20 protein-coding genes are annotated in these 23,005 nt (G+C 67.9%); 8 read left to right on the forward strand and 12 right to left on the reverse strand.

The window, feature by feature from the left end:
* Positions 1–63: 63 nt before the first annotated feature.
* The 4 genes from ACWPMZ_RS08690 to sdhC all read right to left on the reverse strand — a co-directional run bounded on the left by ACWPMZ_RS08690 (position 64) and on the right by sdhC (position 4,823).
* Positions 64–2,007: a PAS domain-containing protein gene (locus ACWPMZ_RS08690; protein ID WP_455704183.1), complete on the reverse strand. Its 1,944-nt coding sequence runs from the start codon at positions 2,005–2,007 to the stop codon at positions 64–66.
* A gap of 227 nt (positions 2,008–2,234) precedes the next feature.
* Positions 2,235–4,046: a succinate dehydrogenase flavoprotein subunit gene (sdhA, locus tag ACWPMZ_RS08695; protein WP_455703610.1), complete on the reverse strand. Its 1,812-nt coding sequence runs from the start codon at positions 4,044–4,046 to the stop codon at positions 2,235–2,237.
* On the reverse strand, positions 4,046–4,435 hold the full coding sequence (sdhD, locus tag ACWPMZ_RS08700) for a succinate dehydrogenase, hydrophobic membrane anchor protein (protein ID WP_455703611.1): 390 nt from the start codon (positions 4,433–4,435) through the stop codon (positions 4,046–4,048). The genes sdhA and sdhD overlap by 1 nt, the downstream gene beginning before the upstream one ends.
* On the reverse strand, positions 4,428–4,823 hold the full coding sequence (gene sdhC, locus ACWPMZ_RS08705) for a succinate dehydrogenase, cytochrome b556 subunit (protein ID WP_455703612.1): 396 nt from the start codon (positions 4,821–4,823) through the stop codon (positions 4,428–4,430). Before sdhC ends, sdhD begins: the two co-directional genes overlap by 8 nt.
* Positions 4,824–4,902: 79 nt before the next feature.
* Here sdhC and ACWPMZ_RS08710 point away from each other — a divergent pair, with 79 nt between their 5' ends.
* The 4 genes from ACWPMZ_RS08710 to ACWPMZ_RS08725 are packed head-to-tail and all read left to right on the forward strand — an operon-like array spanning position 4,903 to position 8,089.
* The gene (locus ACWPMZ_RS08710) at positions 4,903–5,613 is read left to right on the forward strand and encodes an SDR family NAD(P)-dependent oxidoreductase (protein WP_455703613.1); all 711 of its coding nucleotides are present in this window, start codon (positions 4,903–4,905) and stop codon (positions 5,611–5,613) included.
* Positions 5,603–6,511, forward strand: coding sequence for a subclass B3 metallo-beta-lactamase (gene bla / locus ACWPMZ_RS08715; protein WP_455703614.1), 909 nt, complete (start codon positions 5,603–5,605; stop codon positions 6,509–6,511). The genes ACWPMZ_RS08710 and bla overlap by 11 nt, the downstream gene beginning before the upstream one ends.
* Positions 6,504–7,415, forward strand: a complete 912-nt coding sequence (locus ACWPMZ_RS08720) for a 50S ribosomal protein L11 methyltransferase (RefSeq protein WP_455703615.1) — start codon at positions 6,504–6,506, stop codon at positions 7,413–7,415. The genes bla and ACWPMZ_RS08720 overlap by 8 nt, the downstream gene beginning before the upstream one ends.
* Positions 7,388–8,089, forward strand: coding sequence for a TIGR02117 family protein (locus ACWPMZ_RS08725; protein WP_455703616.1), 702 nt, complete (start codon positions 7,388–7,390; stop codon positions 8,087–8,089). Before ACWPMZ_RS08720 ends, ACWPMZ_RS08725 begins: the two co-directional genes overlap by 28 nt.
* On the opposite strand, the gene ACWPMZ_RS08730 is transcribed toward ACWPMZ_RS08725, so the two are convergent.
* From ACWPMZ_RS08730 to recN, 5 genes are all read right to left on the reverse strand, one after another.
* Positions 8,086–8,634 carry a hypothetical protein gene (locus ACWPMZ_RS08730; RefSeq protein WP_455703617.1) on the reverse strand — a complete coding sequence of 183 codons (549 nt, stop codon included), beginning with the start codon at positions 8,632–8,634 and terminating at the stop codon, positions 8,086–8,088. The genes ACWPMZ_RS08725 and ACWPMZ_RS08730 overlap by 4 nt on opposite strands.
* Positions 8,635–8,716: 82 nt before the next feature.
* Positions 8,717–9,271: a hypothetical protein gene (locus ACWPMZ_RS08735; protein WP_455703618.1), complete on the reverse strand. Its 555-nt coding sequence runs from the start codon at positions 9,269–9,271 to the stop codon at positions 8,717–8,719.
* Between the two features lie 75 nt (positions 9,272–9,346).
* On the reverse strand, positions 9,347–11,455 hold the full coding sequence (gene ligA / locus ACWPMZ_RS08740; protein ID WP_455703619.1) for an NAD-dependent DNA ligase LigA: 2,109 nt from the start codon (positions 11,453–11,455) through the stop codon (positions 9,347–9,349).
* Positions 11,452–12,357 (reverse strand): alpha/beta hydrolase, encoded by a 906-nt coding sequence (locus tag ACWPMZ_RS08745; protein ID WP_455703620.1) that lies wholly within the window; start codon positions 12,355–12,357, stop codon positions 11,452–11,454. The genes ligA and ACWPMZ_RS08745 overlap by 4 nt, the downstream gene beginning before the upstream one ends.
* Entirely contained in the window at positions 12,358–14,022 is a 1,665-nt protein-coding gene (gene recN / locus ACWPMZ_RS08750) for a DNA repair protein RecN (protein ID WP_455703621.1), read from the reverse strand.
* 135 nt (positions 14,023–14,157) lie between these two features.
* Here recN and ACWPMZ_RS08755 point away from each other — a divergent pair, with 135 nt between their 5' ends.
* Positions 14,158–14,484 (forward strand): PilZ domain-containing protein, encoded by a 327-nt coding sequence (locus ACWPMZ_RS08755; protein ID WP_455703622.1) that lies wholly within the window; start codon positions 14,158–14,160, stop codon positions 14,482–14,484.
* A 9-nt stretch (positions 14,485–14,493) separates the two neighbouring features.
* On the opposite strand, the gene ACWPMZ_RS08760 is transcribed toward ACWPMZ_RS08755, so the two are convergent.
* The 3 genes from ACWPMZ_RS08760 to ACWPMZ_RS08770 all read right to left on the reverse strand — a co-directional run bounded on the left by ACWPMZ_RS08760 (position 14,494) and on the right by ACWPMZ_RS08770 (position 19,009).
* Positions 14,494–15,300, reverse strand: coding sequence for an outer membrane protein assembly factor BamD (locus tag ACWPMZ_RS08760; RefSeq protein WP_455703623.1), 807 nt, complete (start codon positions 15,298–15,300; stop codon positions 14,494–14,496).
* 65 nt (positions 15,301–15,365) lie between these two features.
* Positions 15,366–17,924 carry a M10 family metallopeptidase gene (locus ACWPMZ_RS08765; protein ID WP_455703624.1) on the reverse strand — a complete coding sequence of 853 codons (2,559 nt, stop codon included), beginning with the start codon at positions 17,922–17,924 and terminating at the stop codon, positions 15,366–15,368.
* Positions 17,925–18,091: 167 nt separating this feature from the next.
* Positions 18,092–19,009 (reverse strand): CmcJ/NvfI family oxidoreductase, encoded by a 918-nt coding sequence (locus tag ACWPMZ_RS08770; protein WP_455703625.1) that lies wholly within the window; start codon positions 19,007–19,009, stop codon positions 18,092–18,094.
* A 175-nt stretch (positions 19,010–19,184) separates the two neighbouring features.
* Between ACWPMZ_RS08770 and ACWPMZ_RS08775 the strand changes: the two genes are divergently transcribed.
* The 3 genes from ACWPMZ_RS08775 to ACWPMZ_RS08785 all read left to right on the forward strand — a co-directional run bounded on the left by ACWPMZ_RS08775 (position 19,185) and on the right by ACWPMZ_RS08785 (position 23,002).
* Positions 19,185–20,921: a serine hydrolase gene (locus ACWPMZ_RS08775; RefSeq protein ID WP_455703626.1), complete on the forward strand. Its 1,737-nt coding sequence runs from the start codon at positions 19,185–19,187 to the stop codon at positions 20,919–20,921.
* A 53-nt stretch (positions 20,922–20,974) separates the two neighbouring features.
* Positions 20,975–22,036 carry a methyltransferase gene (locus tag ACWPMZ_RS08780; protein WP_455703627.1) on the forward strand — a complete coding sequence of 354 codons (1,062 nt, stop codon included), beginning with the start codon at positions 20,975–20,977 and terminating at the stop codon, positions 22,034–22,036.
* A 69-nt stretch (positions 22,037–22,105) separates the two neighbouring features.
* Positions 22,106–23,002 (forward strand): hypothetical protein, encoded by an 897-nt coding sequence (locus ACWPMZ_RS08785; protein WP_455703628.1) that lies wholly within the window; start codon positions 22,106–22,108, stop codon positions 23,000–23,002.
* The last annotated feature ends 3 nt before the right edge of the window (positions 23,003–23,005 follow it).

Raw genomic sequence — 23,005 nt, forward strand, 5'->3', positions numbered from 1 at the left:
TTTCGTGCCACCCATCCCGCCGCGATGATCGACGAGTGGGCGCGGTTGTCAAGCACCGGCGGCTCAAACCTGGTCGAGCAGCCCGCGCACGCGTTTCACCAGGTCGCTGACCGCGAACGGCTTGGTCAGGACGCGGGTACCGGGTCCGATGTGGCCGTGGTTGAGCGCTGCATTTTCGGCATAGCCGGTGACGAACAGCACCTTGAGGCCGGGGCGCAGTTCGCGCGCGCGGTCGGCCACCTGGCGCCCGTTCAGCCCGCCGGGAAGGCCGACGTCGGTCACCAGCAGGTCGAAATCGTCCGCCTGTTCGAGGATCGCCAGCCCGCGCGGACCGTCACCCGCCTCGGCGACGTCGAACCCCAGGTCCTCCAGCGCCTCGACCATCAGCATGCGGATAAGCGGCTCGTCGTCGATCACCAGCACCCTGGTCGTCCCGGGCGAAACCGCTTCGACCGATTCGACTGCTGGTGGCTGCACGGCCTCTCCGGCCTCGCCGGCGAAACGGGGCAAATACATGCAGACCATCGTGCCCTGCCCGACCTCGGAATAGATCCTGACCTGGCCGTGGCTCTGGCGGGTGAAGCCGTAGACCATCGACAGGCCCAGGCCCGTCCCCTCGCCGGTCGGCTTGGTGGTGAAGAACGGATCGAACACCTTGTCGATCAGGTCCTTGGCGATCCCCGTCCCGGTATCGCTCACGCAGATCGTCACGTACTGGCCTTCGTCGAGTTGGCGCACCTCGGCCGTATGCGCATCGATCCACTTGTTCGCCGTCTCGATCGTCAGCGATCCGCCCCCGTGCATCGCGTCGCGCGCGTTAAGGCACAGGTTGAGCAGAGCGTTCTCGAGCTGGTTCTGGTCTACGAAGACCGGCCACAGTCCCGCCGAGGCAACGGATTCGACCTTGATCGAGGGGCCTACGGTTCGCCGCACCAGTTCGACCATGTCCGGCAGGAGATCGTTGATCACCAGCGCCTGCGGCTCCAGCGTCTGGCGCCGCGCGAAGGCGAGCAGGCGGTGGGTCAGCGCCGCTGCCCGCCGCGTAGCGCCTTGCGCCGCCTTCACATAGCGCTCGACATCCGACGTGCGCCCTTCGGCAAGGCGCGCCTGGATCATCTCGAGCGAACCGGAAATGCCCGCCAGCAGGTTGTTGAAATCGTGCGCCAGGCCGCCTGTAAGCTGGCCAACGGCCTCCATCTTCTGGGCCTGGCGAAGCGCTTCTTCGGTTTCATGCAGACGTTCCTGCTCGGCCAGTCGTTCGGTCACGTCATAGACGAACTGGAATGCTCCGATCAGGGCGCCGCTCTCGTTACGCAGACTGTTGAAGCGCATTTCGTAACTGCGGCGGTGCCGGCCCGCATCGCCGAAAGTCTCGACCTTGATGAATTCCTCGCCATCGAACGCACGTTCCCAATTGGCCCGCACCTGGGCCTGCGATTCGGGTTGGTCGGCCAGCACCTCGAACATGTTGCTGCCGACCTCGGGGACAACGCCGAACACCCTTTCGAACTCGGCGGTTGCCGACGCATTGATCGCCAGCCAGTTGCCTTCGAGATCGGACGCCTGGACGAACGCGTTGGTGGTCTGGACGAGTTCGGCGAGAAGCCGCTTTTCTTCCAGCGCCGCCGCGACCCGCCGCTCCAGATTGCGGTTGAGGTCGCGCAGCTTATTTTCGGCCAATCGCCGCTGCGTTATGTCTTCGAAAAGGACCGCAACCTGGCGCAATTCGGGCGGCTCGATACGGAACGACGATAGCGACAGGTAGCGCCCGGTCTCCTCCAGTTCGCGTTCGAATCGTGTGGGATTTCCAGTGACGAGGACTCCGCGATAGTGGGCGGCCCAGTCGTTGGCGGCCTGTTCAGACACCATCTCGCGCAGGCGCTGGCCCACGACGTTGGGGATTCCGGCGTTCCTCTCGTAAGCCGGGTTGGCCATGATGTGCACGTAGTCGCTCAGCGGGCCGTGGGGCCCATCCTCGAATTCGATGACGCAAAACCCTTCGTCCATCGAATCGAAGAGCTGCCGATAAAGGCGCTCGCGCTGCGTTTCCGGGTCGCTTTCCGGCGGAATGCCGTCGGAGGGGCCGTCGATATCGCTCAAGACGTGAACCCGCTCCCGATGCCCGCGACATGCCGGGGCAAGTTGCCGCGGCAGCCAATCAACTTAAATCAATTATCCTCGAGCGGTTCCAGCTCAAAAGAGAAATATCGCAACCGACGGCGATTGCGCGCTGATTAGTAAACCCGCTTCTTGGGCTGGATGTATGCAACGTCGTCGGTCATCGTGAAGGCGTGTACCGGGCGATAGTCGATCTTGATCTTGCCCCCCGTGCCGCCCCAGCCGTCGAACCAGACGGCGGTATGCTTCATCCATTCGGCATCGTTGCGGTCAGGGAAATCCTCGTGAGCGTGGGCGCCGCGGCTTTCCTTGCGGTTGTGCGCCGAATGCATCGTCACGCTGGCCTGTGCGATCAGGTTGTCGAGCTCCATCGTCTCGACCAAGTCGCTGTTCCAGATCAGCGAGCGATCGGTCACCGAGATGTCCTGCATCGAGGCGTAAATGTCGCCGAGCGCCTGGACGCCCTCTTCCATAAGTTCGTCGGTGCGGAACACCGCCGCGTGCCTGCTCATGGCGCGCTGCATTTCGGTGCGGATCGCCGCCGTTGGCTTGCTGCCGGCGGCGTTGCGGAAATGGTCGAGCCGGGCGAGCGCGAAGTCCGCGCTGTCCTTGGCCAGTTCGGCCTGCTTCTCGCCCGGTTTGATGATCTCGGCCAGGCGATGCCCGGTCGCACGGCCGAACACCACGAGGTCGATCAGCGAGTTGGAGCCAAGCCGGTTGGCACCGTGGACCGAAACGCAGGCCGCTTCACCCACTGCGAACAGGCCGGGGACAACCGTCTCGGGATCGCCGTCAGCGCCAATGGTCACCACTTCGCCATGATAGTTCGTCGGGATACCGCCCATGTTGTAGTGCACGGTCGGCACCACCGGCAAAGGCTGGCGCGCCAGGTCGACGCCGGCGAAGATCTTGCCGCTTTCGGTGATGCCGGGCAGCCGTTCGGCCAGGACCTTGGGGTCGATATGGTCGAGGTGCAGGTAGATGTGGTCCTTGTTGGGACCCACGCCCCGCCCTTCGCGAATTTCCAGAGCCATCGAACGGCTGACGACGTCGCGGCTGGCGAGATCCTTGGCGCTGGGCGCATAGCGCTCCATGAACCGCTCGCCTTCGGAATTGGTGAGGTATCCGCCCTCGCCCCGTGCGCCTTCGGTAATGAGCACGCCGGCGCCGTAGATGCCGGTGGGATGGAACTGGACGAACTCCATGTCCTGCAGCGGCAAGCCGGCGCGCAGGACCATGCCGCCGCCGTCGCCGGTGCAGGTATGGGCGCTGGTCGCGGTGTAGTAACAGCGGCCATAGCCGCCCGTCGCCAGAACCACGGCCTTGGCGCGGAAGCGGTGAATCGAACCATCGTCCATGCACAGCGCGCTCACGCCCACGCAGGCGCCGTCGCGCATGATCAGGTCGATGGCGAAGTATTCGATGAAGAAGTCCGCGTCGTATTTCAGGCTCTGCTGGTAGAGAGCATGGAGCATCGCGTGACCAGTCCGGTCGGCCGCAGCGGCGGTGCGCTGGACCGGCGGGCCTTCGCCCATGTTCTGCATGTGGCCGCCGAACGGCCGCTGATAGATCGTCCCGTCGGCGTTGCGGCTGAACGGAACGCCCGCATGCTCGAGTTCGTAGACCGCGGCCGGCGCTTCGCGGACCATGTATTCGATCGCGTCCTGGTCGCCGAGCCAGTCGGATCCCTTGACGGTATCATACATGTGCCACTGCCAGTGATCGGGGCTGTTGTTGCCCAGCGAGGCGGCGATCCCGCCCTGCGCCGCCACCGTGTGACTGCGGGTCGGGAAGACCTTGGTGATGCAGGCCGTGCGCAGGCCAGCCTCGGCGCTGCCCATCGTGGCGCGCAGGCCCGATCCTCCCGCCCCCACGACGACCGTGTCGTAGGTGTGGTCGACGATCTTGTAGCTGCTGGTGTCGGCCATCAGACGGCTCCTCCGCCAAGTGCCATGCGCACGATGGCGAGCACCCCGAAAGCCGCCCCGGCCAGCGCCGCGATGTTGAGGACGAGCATCGCGGCGAACCTGTTGCCGTCCGAGTGGACGTAATCCTCGATCAGGACCTGCAATCCCAGCCGCGCGTGCCAGAAGACCGATACGACCAGCAGCGCCATCGCCGTTGCCGGGATCGGACCCGAAATCCACGTCCGCAACGAGGAATAGGACAGATCGGGTGCCATGAGCAGGCTGGCGATCAGGAATAGGCCGCCGAGCAGGTTGCCCACCGCGGTGAAGCGCTGGACGATCCAGTGGTGCGTGCCGCCGCGCGCCGAGCCAAGGCCGCGCACGCGGCCAAGCGGGGTGCCGTTACCCATTGAGGAGCCCCTTCGCGGCCATGATCAGCCAGAACCCGGCGGTGAGCAGCGGTGCGATCCCCATGACCAGGACCGCCACCGTCTTGTTGGTCGTCAGTTCGTAGCCGGCGCCCATGTCCATCACGAAGTGGCGAATGCCCGATGACATGTGGCTGAAGAAGGCCCAGGTCAGCCCGACCAGCACGATCAGACCGTACCAGCTTCCCGCGTGCCCGGCGAAAGTGGCATAGGCTTCCGGCCCGCTCGCCAGCGCGCCGAGCCACCACAGCAGCACCGGCAACCCGACCAGCGCCATTCCGTCGCCGGTGACGCGGTGAAGGATCGAGACCGCCATGTGCGGCCCCCATTTCCAGATCGAGAGGTGCGGGGAGAGTGGGCGTTGGGCCATGGGCATTCCGTGGGATTTCGCTGGACGCGCCCCCCTTAGCGCAATGGCCAAGCGAGGCAACAGGGGCTAGAGCCCGCAAATGCCAACAGTTCTCGTTACAGGGTCGTCGCGCGGGATCGGCAAGGCCATTGCCGACGCGCTAAGGGCACGCGACTGCACGGTGATCGGCCACGCCACCCGCGCCGGCGATGCCGACACCCTTGCCGCTGACTTCCTCGATCCCCCCGCGCCGCAGATCCTCTGGCAGGCTGCGACCGAGCGCTGCGGCGGGCAGATCGACATCCTCGTCAACAATGCCGGCCTGTTTGCCGCCGACCCGCTCGACCTGTCGGACATCGAATGGCTCGACCGGTGGGAAGATATGCTGCGGATCAACCTGACCGCCGCCGCCCAGCTCAGCCGCTTCGCCGTGCGCGACTGGCTGGCCAGGGGAAGCGGGGGGCGCATCGTCCACGTCGCCAGCCGCGCAGGCCACCGCGGCGATTCTCCCGATCACTGGCACTATGCGGCCAGCAAGGGGGGCATGCTGGCGCTGCACAAGACGATCGCCCGCGCCTACGCCGCGCAAGGCATCTACAGCTATGCCATCACGCCCGGCTTCACCGACACCGCGATGGCCGGGGACTACCTCGCCAGCCGCGGCGGTGCGGGCCTGCTGGCCGACATTCCGCTCGGCCGGGTCGCCACGCCCGAGGAGATCGCGGCCTGCGCCGTGTTCTGCGCGCTCGACGCGCCGCCGAGCCTGACCGGAGCCACGCTCGACGCCAATGGAGCCAGTTATGTACGTTAGAACCCTGGGGGCCGCCCTGCTCGTGGCGGCCTGCGCGGCGCCCTCTCCTGCCCCGGCACCGCCGGCCAAGGCGCTGACCAATCCGCCGTCCGCCTGGGCTGCGCGCTGCGCCGACAACGACGAGTGGGACAAGCCCGGCCCGCCGTTCCGGCTCTACGGCAACACCTATTACGTCGGCACCTGCGGGATCAGCGCGATCCTCGTCACCGGCGAGGCGGGACATGTCCTGATCGACGGGTCGACCGACGCCGGGGCGTCCGTCGTCGCGGCGAACATCGAACAGCTCGGGTTTAAACTGTCCGACGTGAAGATCCTGCTCATCAGTCACGAGCACATCGACCACGCCGGCGGCGTGGCGCGATTGCAGCAAGCGACGGGCGGGCGGCTGCTGGTCTCTGCGCCGGCCAAGCCGGTGATGGAAACCGGCGCTGTCGGGCCGGACGATCCGGTGGCGGGCATGTTCGAGCCCTTCCCCGCCGCCAGGGTCGACGGCACGGTGCGCGACGGCGAGGTCGTCCGCCTGGGCAATATCGCCATCACCGCGATTGCGACGCCCGGCCATACCGACGGTGCGTTCTCGTGGACCTGGGACACCGACCCCACGGGCCCCGATCGCTGGCCGATGGTCTACGCCGATTCGATGACGCCCGCCTCGAACGACAGTTACCGCTTCACGGCCCACCCCGAGCGGGTCGCGGCCCTGCGGCGCAGCATCAACCGGGTCGGCGCGCTGGATTGCACTCGCCTGGTCACGCCGCACCCTTCGGCCGCGGGCCTGCGCCAGGCCATCCTCGACACCGGCGCGCCCGCCGTGCGCGAGGGGGCGTGCCGCGACTACGCCGCGGCGCTGCGCAAGCGGCTCGACGGTCGCCTCGCCGAGGAGGCCAGGGGTGGCTGACGCCTGGAAGCTCACCGCCTTCGGCCCCAAGGCGGTGATCCAGGCAGCACTGGTCGCGCAGGAGGAGGCGTGGGACTGGGACCACGCCATCGTGCTGACCGGGTTCGAGGTGGCGGAGAACCGGCCGGAGGACTGGCGGCTCGACGCCTATCTCCCGCGCAAGCCCAGCGCGGCGGACCGCAGCGCCGTCGCCCGCCTGTTCGGCGCCAGTGCGCCCGACCTCAGCGCCGAGCGCCTGCCGGACAGCGACTGGGTGACCCAGAGCCAACAAGGGCTCGAGCCGATCCGCGCGGGCCGCTTCCACGTCCACACGCCGGAGCGCGAGGCGAGCGACGAGCCCGGCGTGCGCAATTTCAGCATCCCCGCCAGCCAGGCCTTCGGCACCGGCCAGCATGCGACGACCGCCGGATGCCTCGCCATGCTGACCGCGATGAAGCGCCGCGGGCTCTCTCCGCGCCGCATCGCCGACATCGGCACCGGCACCGGACTGCTCGCCTTCGCCGCGCTCGATCTCTGGCCCCGCGCCCATGCGGTCGCCAGCGACATCGATCCGGTCTGCGGCCCGGTTGTGGCGGAGAATGCCGCGGCCAACGGCTTCGCCATCGGCCCGCGCGCCGGGCAGCTTGCGGTTGCCATCGCGGCGGGCATGGACGACCCGCTGCTGCGCGCCTGCGGACCCTACGACCTGCTCATCGCCAATATTCTAGCCGGGCCGCTGGTCGAACTGGCGCCCGATTTCGCCGTTGCCGTGCCGCCGCGCGGCAATCTCCTGCTGGCGGGCCTGCTCGAAACGCAGGAGGCAGCGGTTCGCCGCGCCTATCGCGCCGAGGGGTTCCACCTCGTCTCGCAGCTGGTCAACGGGGACTGGTCGATCCTGTGGCTGCGCCGCCGCATCGTCGGCTGATCTGGCGCCCGGCCAGGTGGATTGCCGGGGCGATCGCCGCCGCGGTCGTCCTGTTCCTGCTAGCCGCCTGGATCGGCAGTTCGATTCCGCGCAACGACGACTGGCAACAGCCGACCCCGACCGATCCCGGCGCGGTCGAGATCATGGTCGAGACCAACGGCGTGCACACCGCTCTGGTGCTGCCCGCCATCACGCCCGAGCGGAATTGGCATGCGACCTTCCCGCCGGCCGACGTCGCCCGGCCCGACCGCGAATACAGCCACGTCTCGATCTCCTGGGGCGAGCGGCAGGTGTTCCTTGAAACGCCGACCTGGTGGGACCTGAGCCCCGTCACCGTGCTGCGCATCCTCGGCGTGGGGGGTGACGGATTGCTGCATGTCGCGCATTACGTCCGCCCTGCCCCGGGCGCCGATATTCGCACCCTGCGCCTGACCCGAGCGCAGTATCGCCGGCTGGTCGCGCGGATCGACCGCGTCATCCCGCGCGGCAACGCGGTGCGCCATGCGGGCTACGGCCACTACGACGTGTTCTACGATGCGCCGGGCCGCTACACTTTCCGCAACACCTGCAACCAGTGGACCAGCGACACGCTGGCCGCGGCGGGGGTGAAGACCGGGTGGTGGACGCCGTTCGCGGGCGGCGTCATGAAATGGGTCCCTCGCCCGGCCGGCTAGGCGCCCTGCGCCGCCTGCGCCAGGCGGTCGGTGTGCGAGGTGCAGGCATGCTGGCGCACGATCTTCGCCCGCGCCGGAACCTTGATGACCAGGTTGATCGAGCCGTAGTCGGGACACGGCGGCACATGCCCCGGCTCCTCGAGGAAGGTGCGCGAGGCGAGAATGGCGTCGATCTCGGCCGCCTGCTCCGTGCGCGCCTGGCGCCAGCCGCCATTCTCGGCGACCAGCCACTGCCCGTCGCGCCGCATCATCAGCGCCATGGGGGGCGTGGGCCGCCAGGTGGGATTATCGGGAGGCGGCGGGGGCAGCATCCCGAAATAGCGCTTGGTGGCGAGCCAGGCCGGCGCGCGCATCGCTTCGTCCACCAGCGTCGCCCCGAACCGTTCGCGCGCGCTGGAAACGACATCGGTTTCGACGCGGGCGAGGTCATACCCCGGCTGCGTCGAAGGATTGCGCGGATCGTCGCCGTCGCCGGTCGCCGGGACGGTAGCGCAGCCGCCAAGCTGCAGGGCGAGGAGCGCAAAAGCGAGAGTTCGCAAGGTCATGCCGGCACAAAGCCCCCGGCACCGCCCCGGTTCCATCCGCCATCTGCGAACGGCATTCCCGCCACGTCCGGCGAAGCGCTCGTCAGCTGCTGCTCCACTTGTCGAGCTTTGCCTTGTAGCTCTCGCGCGCCTTGTCCAGCTCGCGCTGCAGGCGGCCGATCGCCTTTTCATGGCGCGCTTCGAGTTCCGCGCGCTTTTCCTTGATTTCGGCGATCTGCTGCTCGAGCGCCCGGCTTTCCTGCGCGTTGCTGTCCTCCGCTTCCGCCAGCGCCTGTTCCGCCGCCTCCAACGCGTCGCGGCTGGGCGGGCGCGGCCGGGGTTTTGGTTTGGGTGTGGGCTTTGCCTTGCCCGCAGTCGGCGCCAACGTTGCTTCGGGCTTGGGCTTGGCGGCTCGCTTCTTCGGGCCGAGTGCGGCGATCTGCGCCGCTAGATCCCCGCGCGAGACCGCGATCACCTCGCCGGGGCGGGCGAGCGGATCGGCGGTCAGCGCGGGATCGGTGACTTCCTCCGCCATACCGCGAGCGAACAGGTCGGCGGTCGCGCCCCAGGCTTCCAGCGCGGCCTTGCGACTCGGGGCGGCGACATAGGCGTCGTGAAACCCCGTCGCGGTGCGGAAGACCTTGAGCTTTCGAGCCATACCCCTTGTGGTCGGCGGCAGATCGCCGCGCCCCTTTCGCCGCAATCAACAAGGCACCAGGTGCCCGGTTCCGCGCTATCCGGCAGCGGCGACGATCGCGGCCCAGGCGGCTTCGTCGATCACCTCGATGCCCAGCTCGGCCGCCTTCTTCAGCTTGCTCCCCGCGCCCGGCCCGGCGACCACCAGGTCCGTCTTCGGGCTGACCGACCCGGCCGACTTGGCGCCCAGCCGCTCGGCCTGCGCCTTGGCCTCGTCGCGGCTCATCGTCTCCAGCTTGCCGGTGAAGACGACGGTCTTGCCCGACACGGCGCTGGCCTTCGTTTCGACCACATAGGGCGGTGGCGACACTTCGGACAGCAGATCGTCCCACACCGCGCGGTTGTGGTCCTCGTGGAAGAAGTCGCCCAGCGCCTCGACCACGACCGGCCCCACGCCGTCGATGCTGGTCAGTTCGCCCGCCGCCTCCGCGTCTCCGCCCCGCGCCGCGACGGCAGCCGCACGCAACGCCGGCAGATCGCGGAAGTGCTTGAGCAGGTCGCGGGCGGTGACCGCCCCGACATGGCGGATGCCCAGCCCGAACAGCAGCCGCGCGGCATCGGGCGCGCGCTTTGCCTCTATCGCCGCCAACAGGTTGTCCACAGACTTGTCCTGCCATCCCTCGCGGCCGAGCAGATCGTTCCGATGGTCCTTCAGGCGAAAGATGTCGCCCGGCCCGCGCTCCAGCCAGCCCAGTTCCATGAACTCGGCGATGGTCTTCTCGCCGAGGCCCTCGATATCGAGCGCCGCGCGGCTGACGAAATGGCGCAGGCGTTCGAACTGCTGCGCCTTGCACACCAGCCCGCCGGTGCAGCGCACGTCGACCTCGCCATCCTCTGCCACCGCCTCACTGCCGCAGACCGGGCAATGGTCGGGAAAGGCATAGGCCGGGCGGCTCTCCTCGCGCGTCAGATTGTCGACCACCTGCGGGATCACGTCGCCCGCGCGTTGAATGACGATCCGGTCACCCTCGCGAAGGCCCAGCCGGGCGATTTCGTCGCGGTTGTGCAGCGTGACGTTGTAGACGGTGACCCCGCCCACCAGCACGCCAGCAAGCCGCCCCACGGGCGTGAGCTTGCCGGTCCGCCCCACCTGGATGTCGATCCGCTCCAGTGTCGTCTCGGCCCGCTCGGCGGGAAACTTGTGCGCCAGCGCCCAGCGCGGCGCCTTGGCCACGAAGCCGAGCCGCTGCTGCAAAGCCAGATCGTCGACCTTGTAGACGACTCCATCGATATCGTAGCCGAGCCCGCCGCGCCGCTCGCCGATGCTGCGGTAATGCTGCAGCATTTCGTCGGTCGAACTGCACAACCGCAGGTCTGGCGAGATCGGCAGGCCCCATTCGGCGATGCGCGCCATCATCTCGTGCTGCGATCCTGCCGGCACCTCGCTCGCCGCACCCCAGCCATGCGCCAGGAAGCGCAGCGGGCGCGCGGCGGTGACCGCGGCATCCTTCTGTCGCAGCGATCCGGCGGCGGCGTTGCGCGGCGTGGCGAACTGTCGGACAGTGGCTTCCTCGAAAGCCTCCCCTTTCGCCTCGGCCCGCTCGCGCGCCTCGTCCATCAGCCGTTCGTTGAGCGCGGCAAACGCCTGTTTCTCCATGTAGACTTCGCCGCGAACCTCGAACACTGCGGGGACCGCGCCGGCAAGCTGCTGCGGGATGTCGGGAATGTGCGCGACGTTGGCCGTCACGTCCTCGCCCACCTGCCCGTCGCCGCGCGTGGCCGCACGGACCAGCGCCCCGTTCTCGTAGCGCAGCGAGCAGGACAGGCCGTCGATCTTGTCTTCCGCGGTGAATGCCAGCGGGGCATCCTCGGGCAGGTTGAGGAACCGGTGCACCCGGGCGACGAACTCCGCCACCTCCTCGTCGGAGAAGGCGTTGTCGAGGCTCATCATGCGCACTTCGTGGCGCACCTTGGACAGCGGCGAGGCCGCAACTTCGTGGCCGACAGCAGCGCTGGGGCTGTCGGGGCGGACCAGATGGGGAAACTGCGCCTCGAGCTCGGCATTTCGCCGCACCAGCGCGTCGTACTCCGCATCGGTTATCTCGGGAGCGTCGTCGGCATGGTAGAGCCGGTTGTGATGCGCGATCGCCCGCGCGAGGCGCATCAGTTCGTTGGCTGCTTCGGCTTCCGACACGTCGCCAGTCATTTGCCGCGCAGCACCGTCAAAATGGCCGGCTCCATGGCCGAGTATATCGGGTCGCCCGGGGTAACGACCGAGAAATGGCTGGCGCCCGGGTTGGTCCGGACGGCCAGGCGAGTTGTGCCCGCGCCGACCGCTTGCTTGATCGCATCGCCCGGGGGTGGCAGGACCGCCTGAACGACGAGCGCCTCCTCCAGCGCCACCTCGTGGCCAAGCGGGGAGATCGCGTCATAGCGTTGCGGTACCTCGTCGGGTGATCCACCCATGAAGGTATCGACCGCGGCGAAGCGGCACAGCCCATCGAACGCTGCCCGGTCGCCCCGAACGTCGCCCGGACCGTCGAGCACGATCGCAGCGCGCACCGCGACGGGCGCTCGCGCTCCGACCGGCCCCGATGCATCCTGCGCCATCGCCAACCATAGCGGCGGAAGTCCGCCCGCAGAATGACCGGCCAGGGTCACGCGGCTGCGATCGATCGGATGCTCGCGCGCGACGCGGTCGATCAATTGCGCGGCCGCCTGCCAGTCCTGGAAGCTTCCCGGCCAGCCCCCGCCATCGTCGACTTCACGGTAGTCGACGTTGAGCGTAGCAATACCGAGTTGCTGCCAGCGGGTCGCGAGCGGACCCATAATGGCCTGCGTGGCAAGCCCGGTTTTCCAGCACCCCCCGTGAAAGATGACCGCCAGCGGAAACGGTCCGCTACCTGCGGGCATGCGAAGTTCGGCAAAGGCGCGGGGATGTTCGCCGTAACGAAGGACAGTGTCGGGGCGGGAGGCCGAGAGATGCGCATCGGCTCCGCGCAGATCTTCTTTCGCCGCCCCGCTACCGTTGCCAGCGGCGGGCCCGTGTTCGCTTCCCGCGCATCCCGCCATCAGCAGGGCAGAGGCAAGGATCGCGCGCTTCATCATCTACACACCTTCCAACAGCCGGTCGGCTTGTGCCCGTGCCTCGCTGGTGATTTCCGCGCCGCTCAGCATGCGCGCGATTTCCTCCTGCCGGCCCGCCGCGTCGAGCAAGTGGACCGAGGTGCGGGTGACCGTGCCTTCGCTGGACTTTGCAATGACATAGTGCAGGCCGCCGCGTGCCGCCACCTGCGGCGAATGGGTCACCGCCAGAAGCTGTCCGCCGCTCGCCAGCCGGGCCAGCCGCTCGCCGATCGCGCTCGCCACAGCGCCGCCGACCCCGCGGTCGATCTCGTCGAAGATCACCGTCGCCGCCCCGCCCCGTTCGGCCAGCGCCACCTTGAGCGCGAGGATGAAGCGGCTCAGTTCGCCGCCGCTGGCGATCTTGCCGAGCGGCGCGAAGTCCGCCCCGGGGTTGGTCGCGATGAGGAATTCCACCGCGTCCATGCCGTGCGGTCCCCAGCGCTCCTCGGGCAGCTCGGAAACGGACGTGCGGAAGCGGGCGGCATCGAGCCTGAGCGGCGCCAGTTCGGCCGCCACCGCCTCGTCCAGCCGCATCGCCGCCGCCACGCGGTTGGCATGCAGGGCCCCGGCGCGGGCGACGTAGACTTCGTGCGCCGCACGTTCGGCTGTCTCCAGCCCGGCGATATTCGCGTCGGCCGTCTCGATCGCATCGAGCTGTTCGCGCATCCGGGCCATGACGGCGGGAAGCTCGTCGACTTCGACGCGGTGCTTGCGAGCAAGCGCGCGCAGCTCGAACAGGCGGGTCTCGATGCAATCGAGCTCCGCCGGGTCGTGGGTCAGCGCCTCGGCCGCCTGGTTCAGCTTTTCCTCAGCCTCACCGGCCTCGATCACGGCACGGTCGAGCGCGGCCAGCGCCTCGGCCAGCAGCGCGTGTTCGCCCGCGATCCGGTCCAGCTTGCGGGCCGCACCGCGCAGGCTCGCAAGCGCCGAGTCCGACCCGTCCCACAGCGTTCGCAAGTCCTCCAGGTCGCCCGAAAGCTTCTCGCCCTTCTGCATGTCGGCACGGGCGCCGGCGAGACGCTCCTCCTCGCCCACCTGCGGGTCCAACGTGCCCAGTTCGGCGAGGTAGCCGGTCAGCAGGTCCTCATCGGCCTTGGCCTGCTCGATCCCCGAGCGTGCGGCGGCGAGCGCGGCCTGCGCGGCGCGCCACTCGCGCCACGCGGCCTCGACCCCCGCAGCGTCTCCGCCGGCGTAGCGGTCGAGCAAGGCGCGGTGGCCGCGCGGATTGACCAGACCGCGATCGTCGTGCTGACCGTGCAGTTCGACGAGCGCCGGGGCGAGTTCGCGGAGCAGGGCCACGCCGACCGGCTGGTCGTTGATCCAGGCGCGGCTGCCGCCATCGGCCTTGACCGAACGGCGCAGGATCACCGGTTCGCCCGCCTCTATCTCCACTTCCGCCTCGCCCAGCACGTCGCGCACCAGGGCAGGAATCTGGGCGAACTCGAACGTGGCGGTCACGCCCGCCTTGTCCTCGCCAGCGCGCACCAGCCCGCTGTCCGCCCGGTCGCCCAGCACCAGGCCCAGCGCATCGAGCAGGATGGACTTGCCCGCGCCGGTCTCGCCCGTCAGCACGCCCAGCCCGCCGGCGAAGGCGAGATCGAGCGCCTCGATCAACACGATGTTGCGGATGGAAAGCCGGGTGAGCATTCCTGCCTGCATTACGGGGCGCGTCCGCCCTCCGCAACGCCCGCGGAAATCTGCACGCAGTGCGCGCACGACAAGGAATTCTTAACCTCCCTCTGGTGTCCTGTGGATAACCATTGGGGGAAAGGGTTCGCCGCCGTGTCAGTCCTCGTCATTCGCGCAAACAAGCGCTTCGCCGTCAGACGGTCCGTCCTGCTGCGTGGAGGCAAGGCGAAGCGTCGCGGCGGCCTGATGATCGAGCTTTCGAGCGAAGGCTGCCGGATCAGCAACGCGGCCTCGCTGGACTACGCCGTCGACCAGGACGTGACGGTGGAGCTCGACTGCGGCAAGAGCCTGCCGGGCAAGGTCCGCTGGGCGCACGACGGCTTCGTCGGCGTGAAGTTCATGCAGGCCTTGCGCCAGTGCGAGTTAACCGGCCTGCTCGAGGTCAGCCGCGCTCCGGAGTATCGCGCCGCGGTGGCGTGACCGGGGCGCCTAGCTGGCGCTTGCCACCAGCGAAGGCTCGTGACGCTCCATCAGGGCGAAGGCCTTCTGGTACCATTCGCTGCCGGGATAGTTGGCGCCCAGCACGGCCGAATACTTCTTCGCTTCCTGCGGAATGCCGAGCGCCAGGTTGGTCTCGGTCAGGCGGAACAGCGCTTCGGGCGTGTGGCTGGTGGTCTGGTACTTTTCGATCACGTTCTGGAAACGGATCTGCGCGGCGAGCCAGCGGCCCGACCGCTCGTAATAACGGCCGATTTCCATTTCCTTGCCCGCGAGGTGGTCGTTGACCAGGTCGATCTTGAGGCGGGCGTCGGCGGCATAGCGCGTGGCGGGATAGCGGCGATCCACTTCCTGCAGCGCGGTCAGCGCCTGCTGGGTCACCCGCTGGTCGCGGTCGACGTCGCTCATCTGCTCATAGTAGCTGAGCGCGATCAGGTAATAGGCGTAAGGTGCATCGCGATTGCCCGGATGGATCGCCAGGAAGCGCTGCGCACCTTCGACGGTCTTGTCGTAGTCGCGCTGCAGGTAGTTCGCGAAAGCGCCCATCAACTGCGCGCGGCGGGCCCACGGCGAATAGGGGTGCTGCCGCTCGACCTCGTCGAACAGGGCGGCCGCGACCTTGGTGTCGCCCCGATCGAGCCGCTCCTTCGCCTCGGCATAAAGCGATTCGACGTCGCGCGCGATGTAGGCAGTGTCGGCGTCGCCCTTGCCGCTGAACATCGAACACCCCGAAAGGGCGAGCGCGGCGACGGAGGCAAAGGCGGCGGCGCGCAGGGCGCGGGCTGGCAGACGAGGCATGGAGGGGCCTATAGCCAGCCTGCGAATGAACGCCAAGTGAAGTTGCCGTCCACCGCGCTCCACCCTCACACCACCACGAAATCGCTCGCCGCAATGGCGGCGGGGTGGCTGGTCTCGCCCAGCACTGCGAACAGCAGCGCGGCCTGGCCGCCGGTGCCGTCGGGGTCGAAGAACAACTTGCCGCTGGCAGCGTCGTAGAGGATCCGGTCGTCGCCGTCGTGCGCCGCCGTGCCGGCCCAGAAGGCGCCGGCCGCCAGCGTGCCCACGGGCAGGCCGGGGAAGGCGGCGGCGCTGAGCTCGATCCGGTCGACGCCCGTCGCGAAGTCGAGGATCAGGTCGACGTTGGGATTGCCCCAGATGCTGGTGGCACCCGGCGCGTAGGTGAACATGAACACGTCCGCCCCGCCGGCACCAAGCAGCGTATCGGCGCCCATAGCGCCGTTGAGGCGGTTGGCGCCGTCGTTGCCGATGAAGAAATCGTCCATCAGCCCGCCGACCAGGTGCTCGACGCCCTCGTAGGTATCGCCCTCGGCCGCGTTGTTGTAGCCCTTGGCCAGCGTCAGGTTGATGAACACGACGCCCGAGTTGTCCTCGTAGCTCGCCCAGTCGAAACCGCTGCCGCCGATGATGACGTCCGCCCCCACCGCGCCGATGATCGTGTCGTCGCCGCCTGCGCCGTCGAGCCGGTTCACGCCCGGATCGCCGATGACGAAGTCGTTGTAGGCGGTGCCGATGACGTTCTCGATGCTGTCGTAGGTATCGCCGAAGCTGGCGTTGCCATAGCCGCGGCCGAGCGACAGGTTGACGAACACGCCGCCTTCGTCGTTCTCGTAACTGGCGGTGTCGATGCCGGCGCCGCCGATAAGCGTGTCGGCGCCTGTTCCCCCGAACAAGGCGTCGTTGCCGCCGTTGCCGGTCAGCCTGTTGTTGGCGCTGTTGCCGATGATCAGGTCCGCGCCCCCGCCGCCGATCGCGTTCTCGATCACCGTCCCGCGCGCAATCGAAACGGTGCCGACGCGGCCGCCGATGTCCGAAAAAGCCTCCTGCCGCAGGTCGATCCGCTGGGCGACGGAGAACCCGGAATAATTCAGGGTGTCGTTCCCCCCGCTGTCGAACACGGTGTACGCAAGACCGGGATACTGGCTGGCATCGTACACCGCCCGGCCCGCCGTGCTGCCGAAGCCATAGACGGTGTCGCCGGTCCGCGTTGTCGTCGCCGCGCCGTAGAGGTTGGCCACGGCAACCCCGTCGGCCACCCGGGGCGTTCCGACGTAGACACTGCTGAACGACTGCGCAGCGGTGTAGGTGTTCTCGGTCGGGCTGAAATACGACATGACCGTCACAGCCCAACTGTCGTTCAGATAGATCGCGTCGTACGCGTATTCTGCGGTGGTGTTGTAGTTGCCCGCATGGCCCAGACCCAGAGCATGTCCGGTTTCGTGCAGATAGGCCTGGAACGTGTAGTCATCCAGATCCGCGCCGTACTTCGTAAGCCAGGTCTTATCGACGTTGACGTTCGACCTGACGGTTACGTCGCCCGCCAACTCCGACCCGGCAAAGGCCCCTTCCTCTTCGTCGTCGTAATTGATCTGGGCGCTGCCCCCGACCTCGACGAAATTGATCCCGGTCACGTCCGACCAGATGCCGAGGGCGATCCGCGCAAGAGACTGCCCCTCGGGCGTCAGCGCCGTGACGTTGTAGGTCAACTGGCCGCCTGCAGTGACATCGAAATGATGATCGTAGCGCTGCCAATAATTCTCGGTCAGCTGAAGCGCGATCTGGTCGATCGAGAAGACGGTCGGAGTCGGCGCCTTGAACGCCGAGAGGACGAACTGACCGGCAACGCCGCCCACATCGAGATAATAGGTTCCGCTTGCAGTCGGCGTATAACGAATCCCGGAAAATACGCCTTCGTTGACGTCGTCGTTCTGCGCGACCACCGCACCGGACGAACTTCGCAACGCGAGCGTCGTATCGGTCTCGGCGTCGATTGCCGCCGCCCCCGTGCGAAACAGGTAGGTCTGCCCGGCAACCAGCTGGATGGCGTAGAAGTCGTGATCGGCTCCGGCGTTGATCGCTCCTTGAACGCTGCCGTTGACCGCCAGGGAAGATGCCGTCGCAATCGAGCCGCCGACGAGATCCGGCTCGATCGGTATCCATTCCGCGACCGTCAGATAGAAACTGCCGGTGGTGAGATTGTCCCATGTCCCCGCGTCGATGTAGTAGGTGCCGCTCGTCTGCGCGGTGAAGGCGAAGGCGGCATTGTTCGCCTCCCCCCCGTCGTCGTTGGCGGCGATTTCGGCGCCCGTCGCGTTGCGCAGGCTGAGATGAGCGTCGGTGTTGCTGGCGTCGAAGTGCGTGAGGAAGGAGTAGACCTTGCCCGCCGTGAGCTGGACGGCATACCAGTCGCGGTCGCCGAGCGCCTCGACCGACACCGTGACGCTGCCGCCAACTGCGATGGATCCCGCCCCGGCGATGCCGGCAGGTACGTCTGCCGCCGCCCCCGGGATCGGAGCGTACTGGTTCGTATTGCTGAACGCCGATGGGACATTGGCCCCGGAGGTCAGGCCCTGCACGTCAGGCGCCAGGCCCGCGAAGTCCACATCGCCCAAATCGCGAAACATCGGCAACCCTCTTCACTGAATGGTGACCCCGGCACCGCCCGACACATGTCGCGCAAATGCCGCATCCTGCGGAAAACCGAGCGGTTTTATCGCAGGGTGACGGTACGACAGATGAACGAGACGCCGAAAATCCTCCGCCGCAGGCACAGTGCGCGGGCGCGGCAAGGCTACTCCCAGAACGCGACGCTGCGGCACTCGATGCTCTCGCGGATGTTGGCATCGGGAAAGCTCGGATCGATGAAAGCGGTGTGCGGGCAGCGCCAGGTGCGCGAATGATCGCTGTCGTGGAACTTGAACAACAGGGCATCGTCGGCCTGCATGTTCGAAAAGTACCACCAGCGCATGGCCGGGTTGTGGCTGAAGATCGACGCGGCCATCAGCAGGTCCTCGCCCTCGACCGGCCGCACGGAATCCTCTTCGCTGGGAAACTCGTCGACGATGAAGAGCGTGTTCGATTTCTCCTCCCCGCCGAAGCTGGTGCGCCCGTCGCACAGCGCCAGCGGCACGTCCTGCGGCGGGGGCGAGAAGGTCCGCCAGAACGAGGTGACGAGGAAGCGCTTGTAACCCGGCCCATCGGGAAAGTGCTGCTTGTAGGTCGCGTCGGCCATCCTGCGGGCGGTCGCGGTGTTGACGTCGACGTGCGCCTCGCCGGCCGGCGGCTGGATGCCGCCTGCATGCTTGTAACCCTCGACCTTTTCCTGAGCCTTGTGGCTGAGGTCGGCCGACGTGCGGATCATCCATCCGCGCGCGATCACCTTGTCGGCCCCGGTCAGCCGCTGAACCGCGGCTTCCACTTCGCGTTCGTAGAGCCGCTCGACCTGCGCCTTGTCGTGGAAATCGGTCAACGCGCTGGGGCAACTGGCGATCCGAAACCCGTGAACGTCGAGGTCGAAGTGATCGCGGATCGGCATTCCGTCGCGCACACGCACGACGTGATCGGAATAGGTCCCGGTATTCATCTCCCGCCCCGCGCTGACATAGCGGCGGGTCAGGAAATCGCCCGGGTCGACGAATCGGATCTGCGTTTCGACCTGCCGCTGGGCGTCTTCGATATCGTCGTGCATCGTGGTGGCTGCAGTGGCCATTGTCGTCCTCTCCGGCGGCGGCGGTTCTAACGCTCGTTACGATCATGCCACGGGGCGGCGAGGCAGGCAAAACGTTTTCCGCTGCGCGCTAGCTCCCCTAACTCACGAATCTGGGTGGGCACCGCGGGCATCGGGATTTAAGGGTCCGGACGACGTCGACCCGGGGGGATGAAGAGTGAAATCCACGCGTTATGGCCTGCATGCCTTCATTGCAGGCGCCGCAATCGTCTGTTCTGCGCCGGCATCGGCGCAGGATGCGGCCGGGTACTGGGAAGGTCGGCTCGCCGTCACTCCGACGCTTGCGCTGCGGATCGCTGCAACGATCAAGCGCGGCGACGATGGGGTGCTCAAGGGCACGCTCGACAGCCCGGACCAGAACTCGTTCGGCATTCCGCTCGGCGAGGTGACGCAAACGGGCGATCGGCTGGTCTTCACCGTGCCCGCGGTCGGTGCCCGCTACGAGGGCCAGTGGGACGGTGCGGCTTCGGCCTGGAAGGGCGGCGTCACCCAGGGCGGAAATGCCATGCCGCTGGTTCTCACGGCCGCTGATCCCGCTACCAGGGGCAAACCTGTGGTCCTGCCCGCCGATTGGCAAATCCCGGGCTCCGCGGAACTGGGCACGCTGCTGGAGCAGCGTATCGCGCAGCGCCCGGGGGCGGGCATGGTGCTGGGTGTGCTCGACGCTGGCGGACAGCGGTATGTGGCTCGCGGTCCGGCCGGCGGGGCGCCCTTCGACGAGAACACGGTCTTCGAGATCGGCTCGATGACCAAGGTCTTCACCGCGCTGCTCTTGGCCGACATGGCCCTGAAGGGCGAGGTCGCGCTCGACGATCCGGTCGAGAAGTATCTTCCCGCCGGGGCCAAGATGCCTTCGCGAAGCGGCAAGGCAATCACCCTGCGGATGCTTTCGATGCAGGATTCCGGCCTGCCGCGCCTGCCCGACAACATGCAATTCGCGGATCAGGCGGATCCCTATGCCGACTACGACGAGAAGCTGCTGCTCGAATTTCTCGCTGGCTACCAGATGACCCGCGACCCGGGGGAAACCTACGAGTATTCCAACCTCGGCGTGGGCCTGCTGGGATATGTCCTGGCGCGCGCGGCCGGCACCGATTTCGAAGGCCTGGTGCGCAGCCGCATTCTCGATCCGCTGGGAATGCGCGATACCGCCATTGCGCTCTCGCCCGCGCAGGCGGCACGTTTCGCCACCCCGCACGACGATTACATGCGGCCGACCAAGCCCTGGGCCTTGCCCACCCTGGCGGGCGCGGGCGCGCTCCGCTCGACGGCGAAGGACATGCTGACTTTTGTCGCGGCTGCGATGAACCCGGACTCGCCGATCGGTGCGGCGATGCGCCTGACGCTGACGGACCGGCGCGGCTCGGCGCAGGGCGCGCAGACGGCGCTCGGCTGGATGCTGCTCCATCCGCCCAGCGGCGAGGTCCAGCACCACGGCGGCGGCACCGGCGGGTTCCGCACGCACATGGCGCTGCAGCCGGACAAAGGGCGCGCCGTCGTGGTTCTGACCAATGCCGCGCCCGAACCCTCGGCACAGGATATCGCCTTCCACGCCCTGTTTGGCGCTCCCGTGTCCGATGCGGCTCCGGTGCCCCCGCCTCCGCCTGTCGCGGTGGAGCGGACCGAAGTCACCCTGAGCGCGGCGCAACTCGACCATGTCGTCGGCGTCTACGAACTCGCGCCGGGCGTGCGCGCCACGATCCGCCGCAACGGCGACGTGCTGACGGCGCAGATCACCGGACAGGGCGCGCTGCCGATCTTCCCCGAAGGCCCGCTCGCGTTCTTCTACCGCGCGGTCGATGCGCAGATCTCGTTCACCGAGGAAAGCGGGTTGGTGACCGGCGGCACGTTCCATCAGAACGGGCGAGCGATGCCGATCAAGAAGGTGGAATAGGCCCGGCCCCCGCGCTAACCACTTGCCCAGATAAACAAGGGGGGGAGAGTCGGATGGCGCAGCTGGCAGGCGATATGGGCGGGCCTTTGCCCCCCACGGTGGACGACCGCGAGATCTGGGACGCCTGGCTCTCGATGTTCAAGCTGCCGGTGCTGACCACCGCGATCGACGCCGGCCTGTTCCCCGCCCTGTCGGCCCGGCCGCTGACGACAGCCGAGCTGGCTGCCGAATGCGCGGTGGATGAGCGCGCGCTGGCCATGTACCTCGCCGCGCTGTGCGACCTTGGCTATGTCGAGAAGCGGCTCGGCAGGTGGCAGGCGACCAGCCTGGCGCGCACCTGGCTCCACCCCGACGGGCAGGGCTACTGGGGCAACTTCTTCCTCGCGATGGACCGCAACGAGCACCTGCGTGCCCGCCTGGCGGAATCGCTGCGCACCGGCAAGCGCCCCGCCAGCGGGACGGACGAGCGCCCGGTCGGCTGGGAACAGGGCACCATGGCGCCCGAGGTGGCTGCCAACATTGCCGCCTTCATGCAGGCGCACAGCCAGGCCCCGGCGCTCGGAGCGGCGCGGATGCCGGTGTGGGCCGGCGTGCGGCACCTGATGGACGTGGGCTGCGGCAGCGGCGTCTACGGCATCGAGATCGCGCGGGCCCATCCGCACCTGCGGGTCACGCTGATGGATCTCAAGGAAGTTGCCTACGAGGCCGGCAAGTACGCCGCCGCCGCGGGGACGGACGGGCGGGTCGGCACGGCCGGCGTCAACATGTTCACCGAGGACTGGCCCGCCGGCGGCGACGACGGCCCGGACGCGCATTTCTTCTCCAACGTGTTCCACGACTGGAGCGACGAAACCAACCTCGACCTCGCCCGCCGCAGCTTCGCCGCGCTCCCCTCGGGCGGCCGGATCTTCCTCAACGAGATCCTGATGAACGACGACTACACCGGTCCCTACGCAGCCGCCGCCTTCAGCCTGCTGATGCTGACCGGCACGCTGGGCAAGCAGTACAGCCTCGCCGAGTTCAAGGTCATCCTCGAGGAAGCCGGCTTCACCGAGGTGCAGGCGCAGCGCACCGGCGGCGGGTATTACTCGCTGGTGAGCGCCCGCAAGCCCTAGAAACAACTTTCCTACACGCGGCGAATTTGCTCGATCCTGACCGGTTTGCCCCGATCAGGAAGGAAAGTGATGACCCGCCGCAAGGACCGCGCCGAGACCCGCACGCCCGTCGCCCGCGCCGATCTCCCGCAGTTCGAGCCCGTCCCGCGCAAGCCGCGCCACGACGGCTGGACGCCCGAGCGCCAGCGCGCCTTCATCGGGGCGCTGGCCGACACCGGCAGCGTCAAGCGCGCCGCGCGCCACGTCAACATGAGCCCCGAGGGCGCCTATTACCTGCGCCGCCAGCCCGGCTCGGAAAGCTTCCGCCGCGCGTGGGAGGCCGCGCTCAATCTCGGCGTCCAGCGACTCAAGGACGAGATGTTCGACCGCGCGCTCCACGGCCAGCTCAAGCCGGTCTTCGTCGGCGGCAAGCTCAAGGGATTCCAGCGCGTGCGCAACGACCGGCTGCTGATGTTCGCCCTGCGCATGAACGCGATGGACGAACGCGGCCGCCGCCTTTCCGCCAGCTACTTCGACCCCGCCGCCGAGCGCCTGAGCGGCAGCTCGCTCGCACCGCTGCCGGGCGAGCGGGATGCCGGGGGCGGGGAAAATCTCCCCTCCAGCCTGGGGGAGGCGCCGGGGATGGGCCTGAGAAGACTGTACACCCCCCTCCCCCTCACCCGCGCCGAGCACGACGACATGAACGCCGCCCTGGTCGAACACTTCGCGCCCGTCGACATGACCCTGAAGGAGATCGAGGCGATGCAGGCCCACCTGGCCGACCTCGCCGCCCGCAAGCGCGCCGAGGCCCCCGAAGACGACACCGACCCCGCCTTCGTCGAACTGCGCAGCAGCGACTGGAAGGAAGCGGGGGAGTTGGAGGGCCTGGTCCCGGAGGACGACGCGCTGGAGCCGTTCAACCCGGACGAGGATGATTGGAGGGGGTTGGATCTGGGGGATGATGTGGAGGGAGACAGGCCGGGATAGGTA

It is taken from the genome of Tsuneonella sp. HG222 (genome assembly GCF_053819185.1).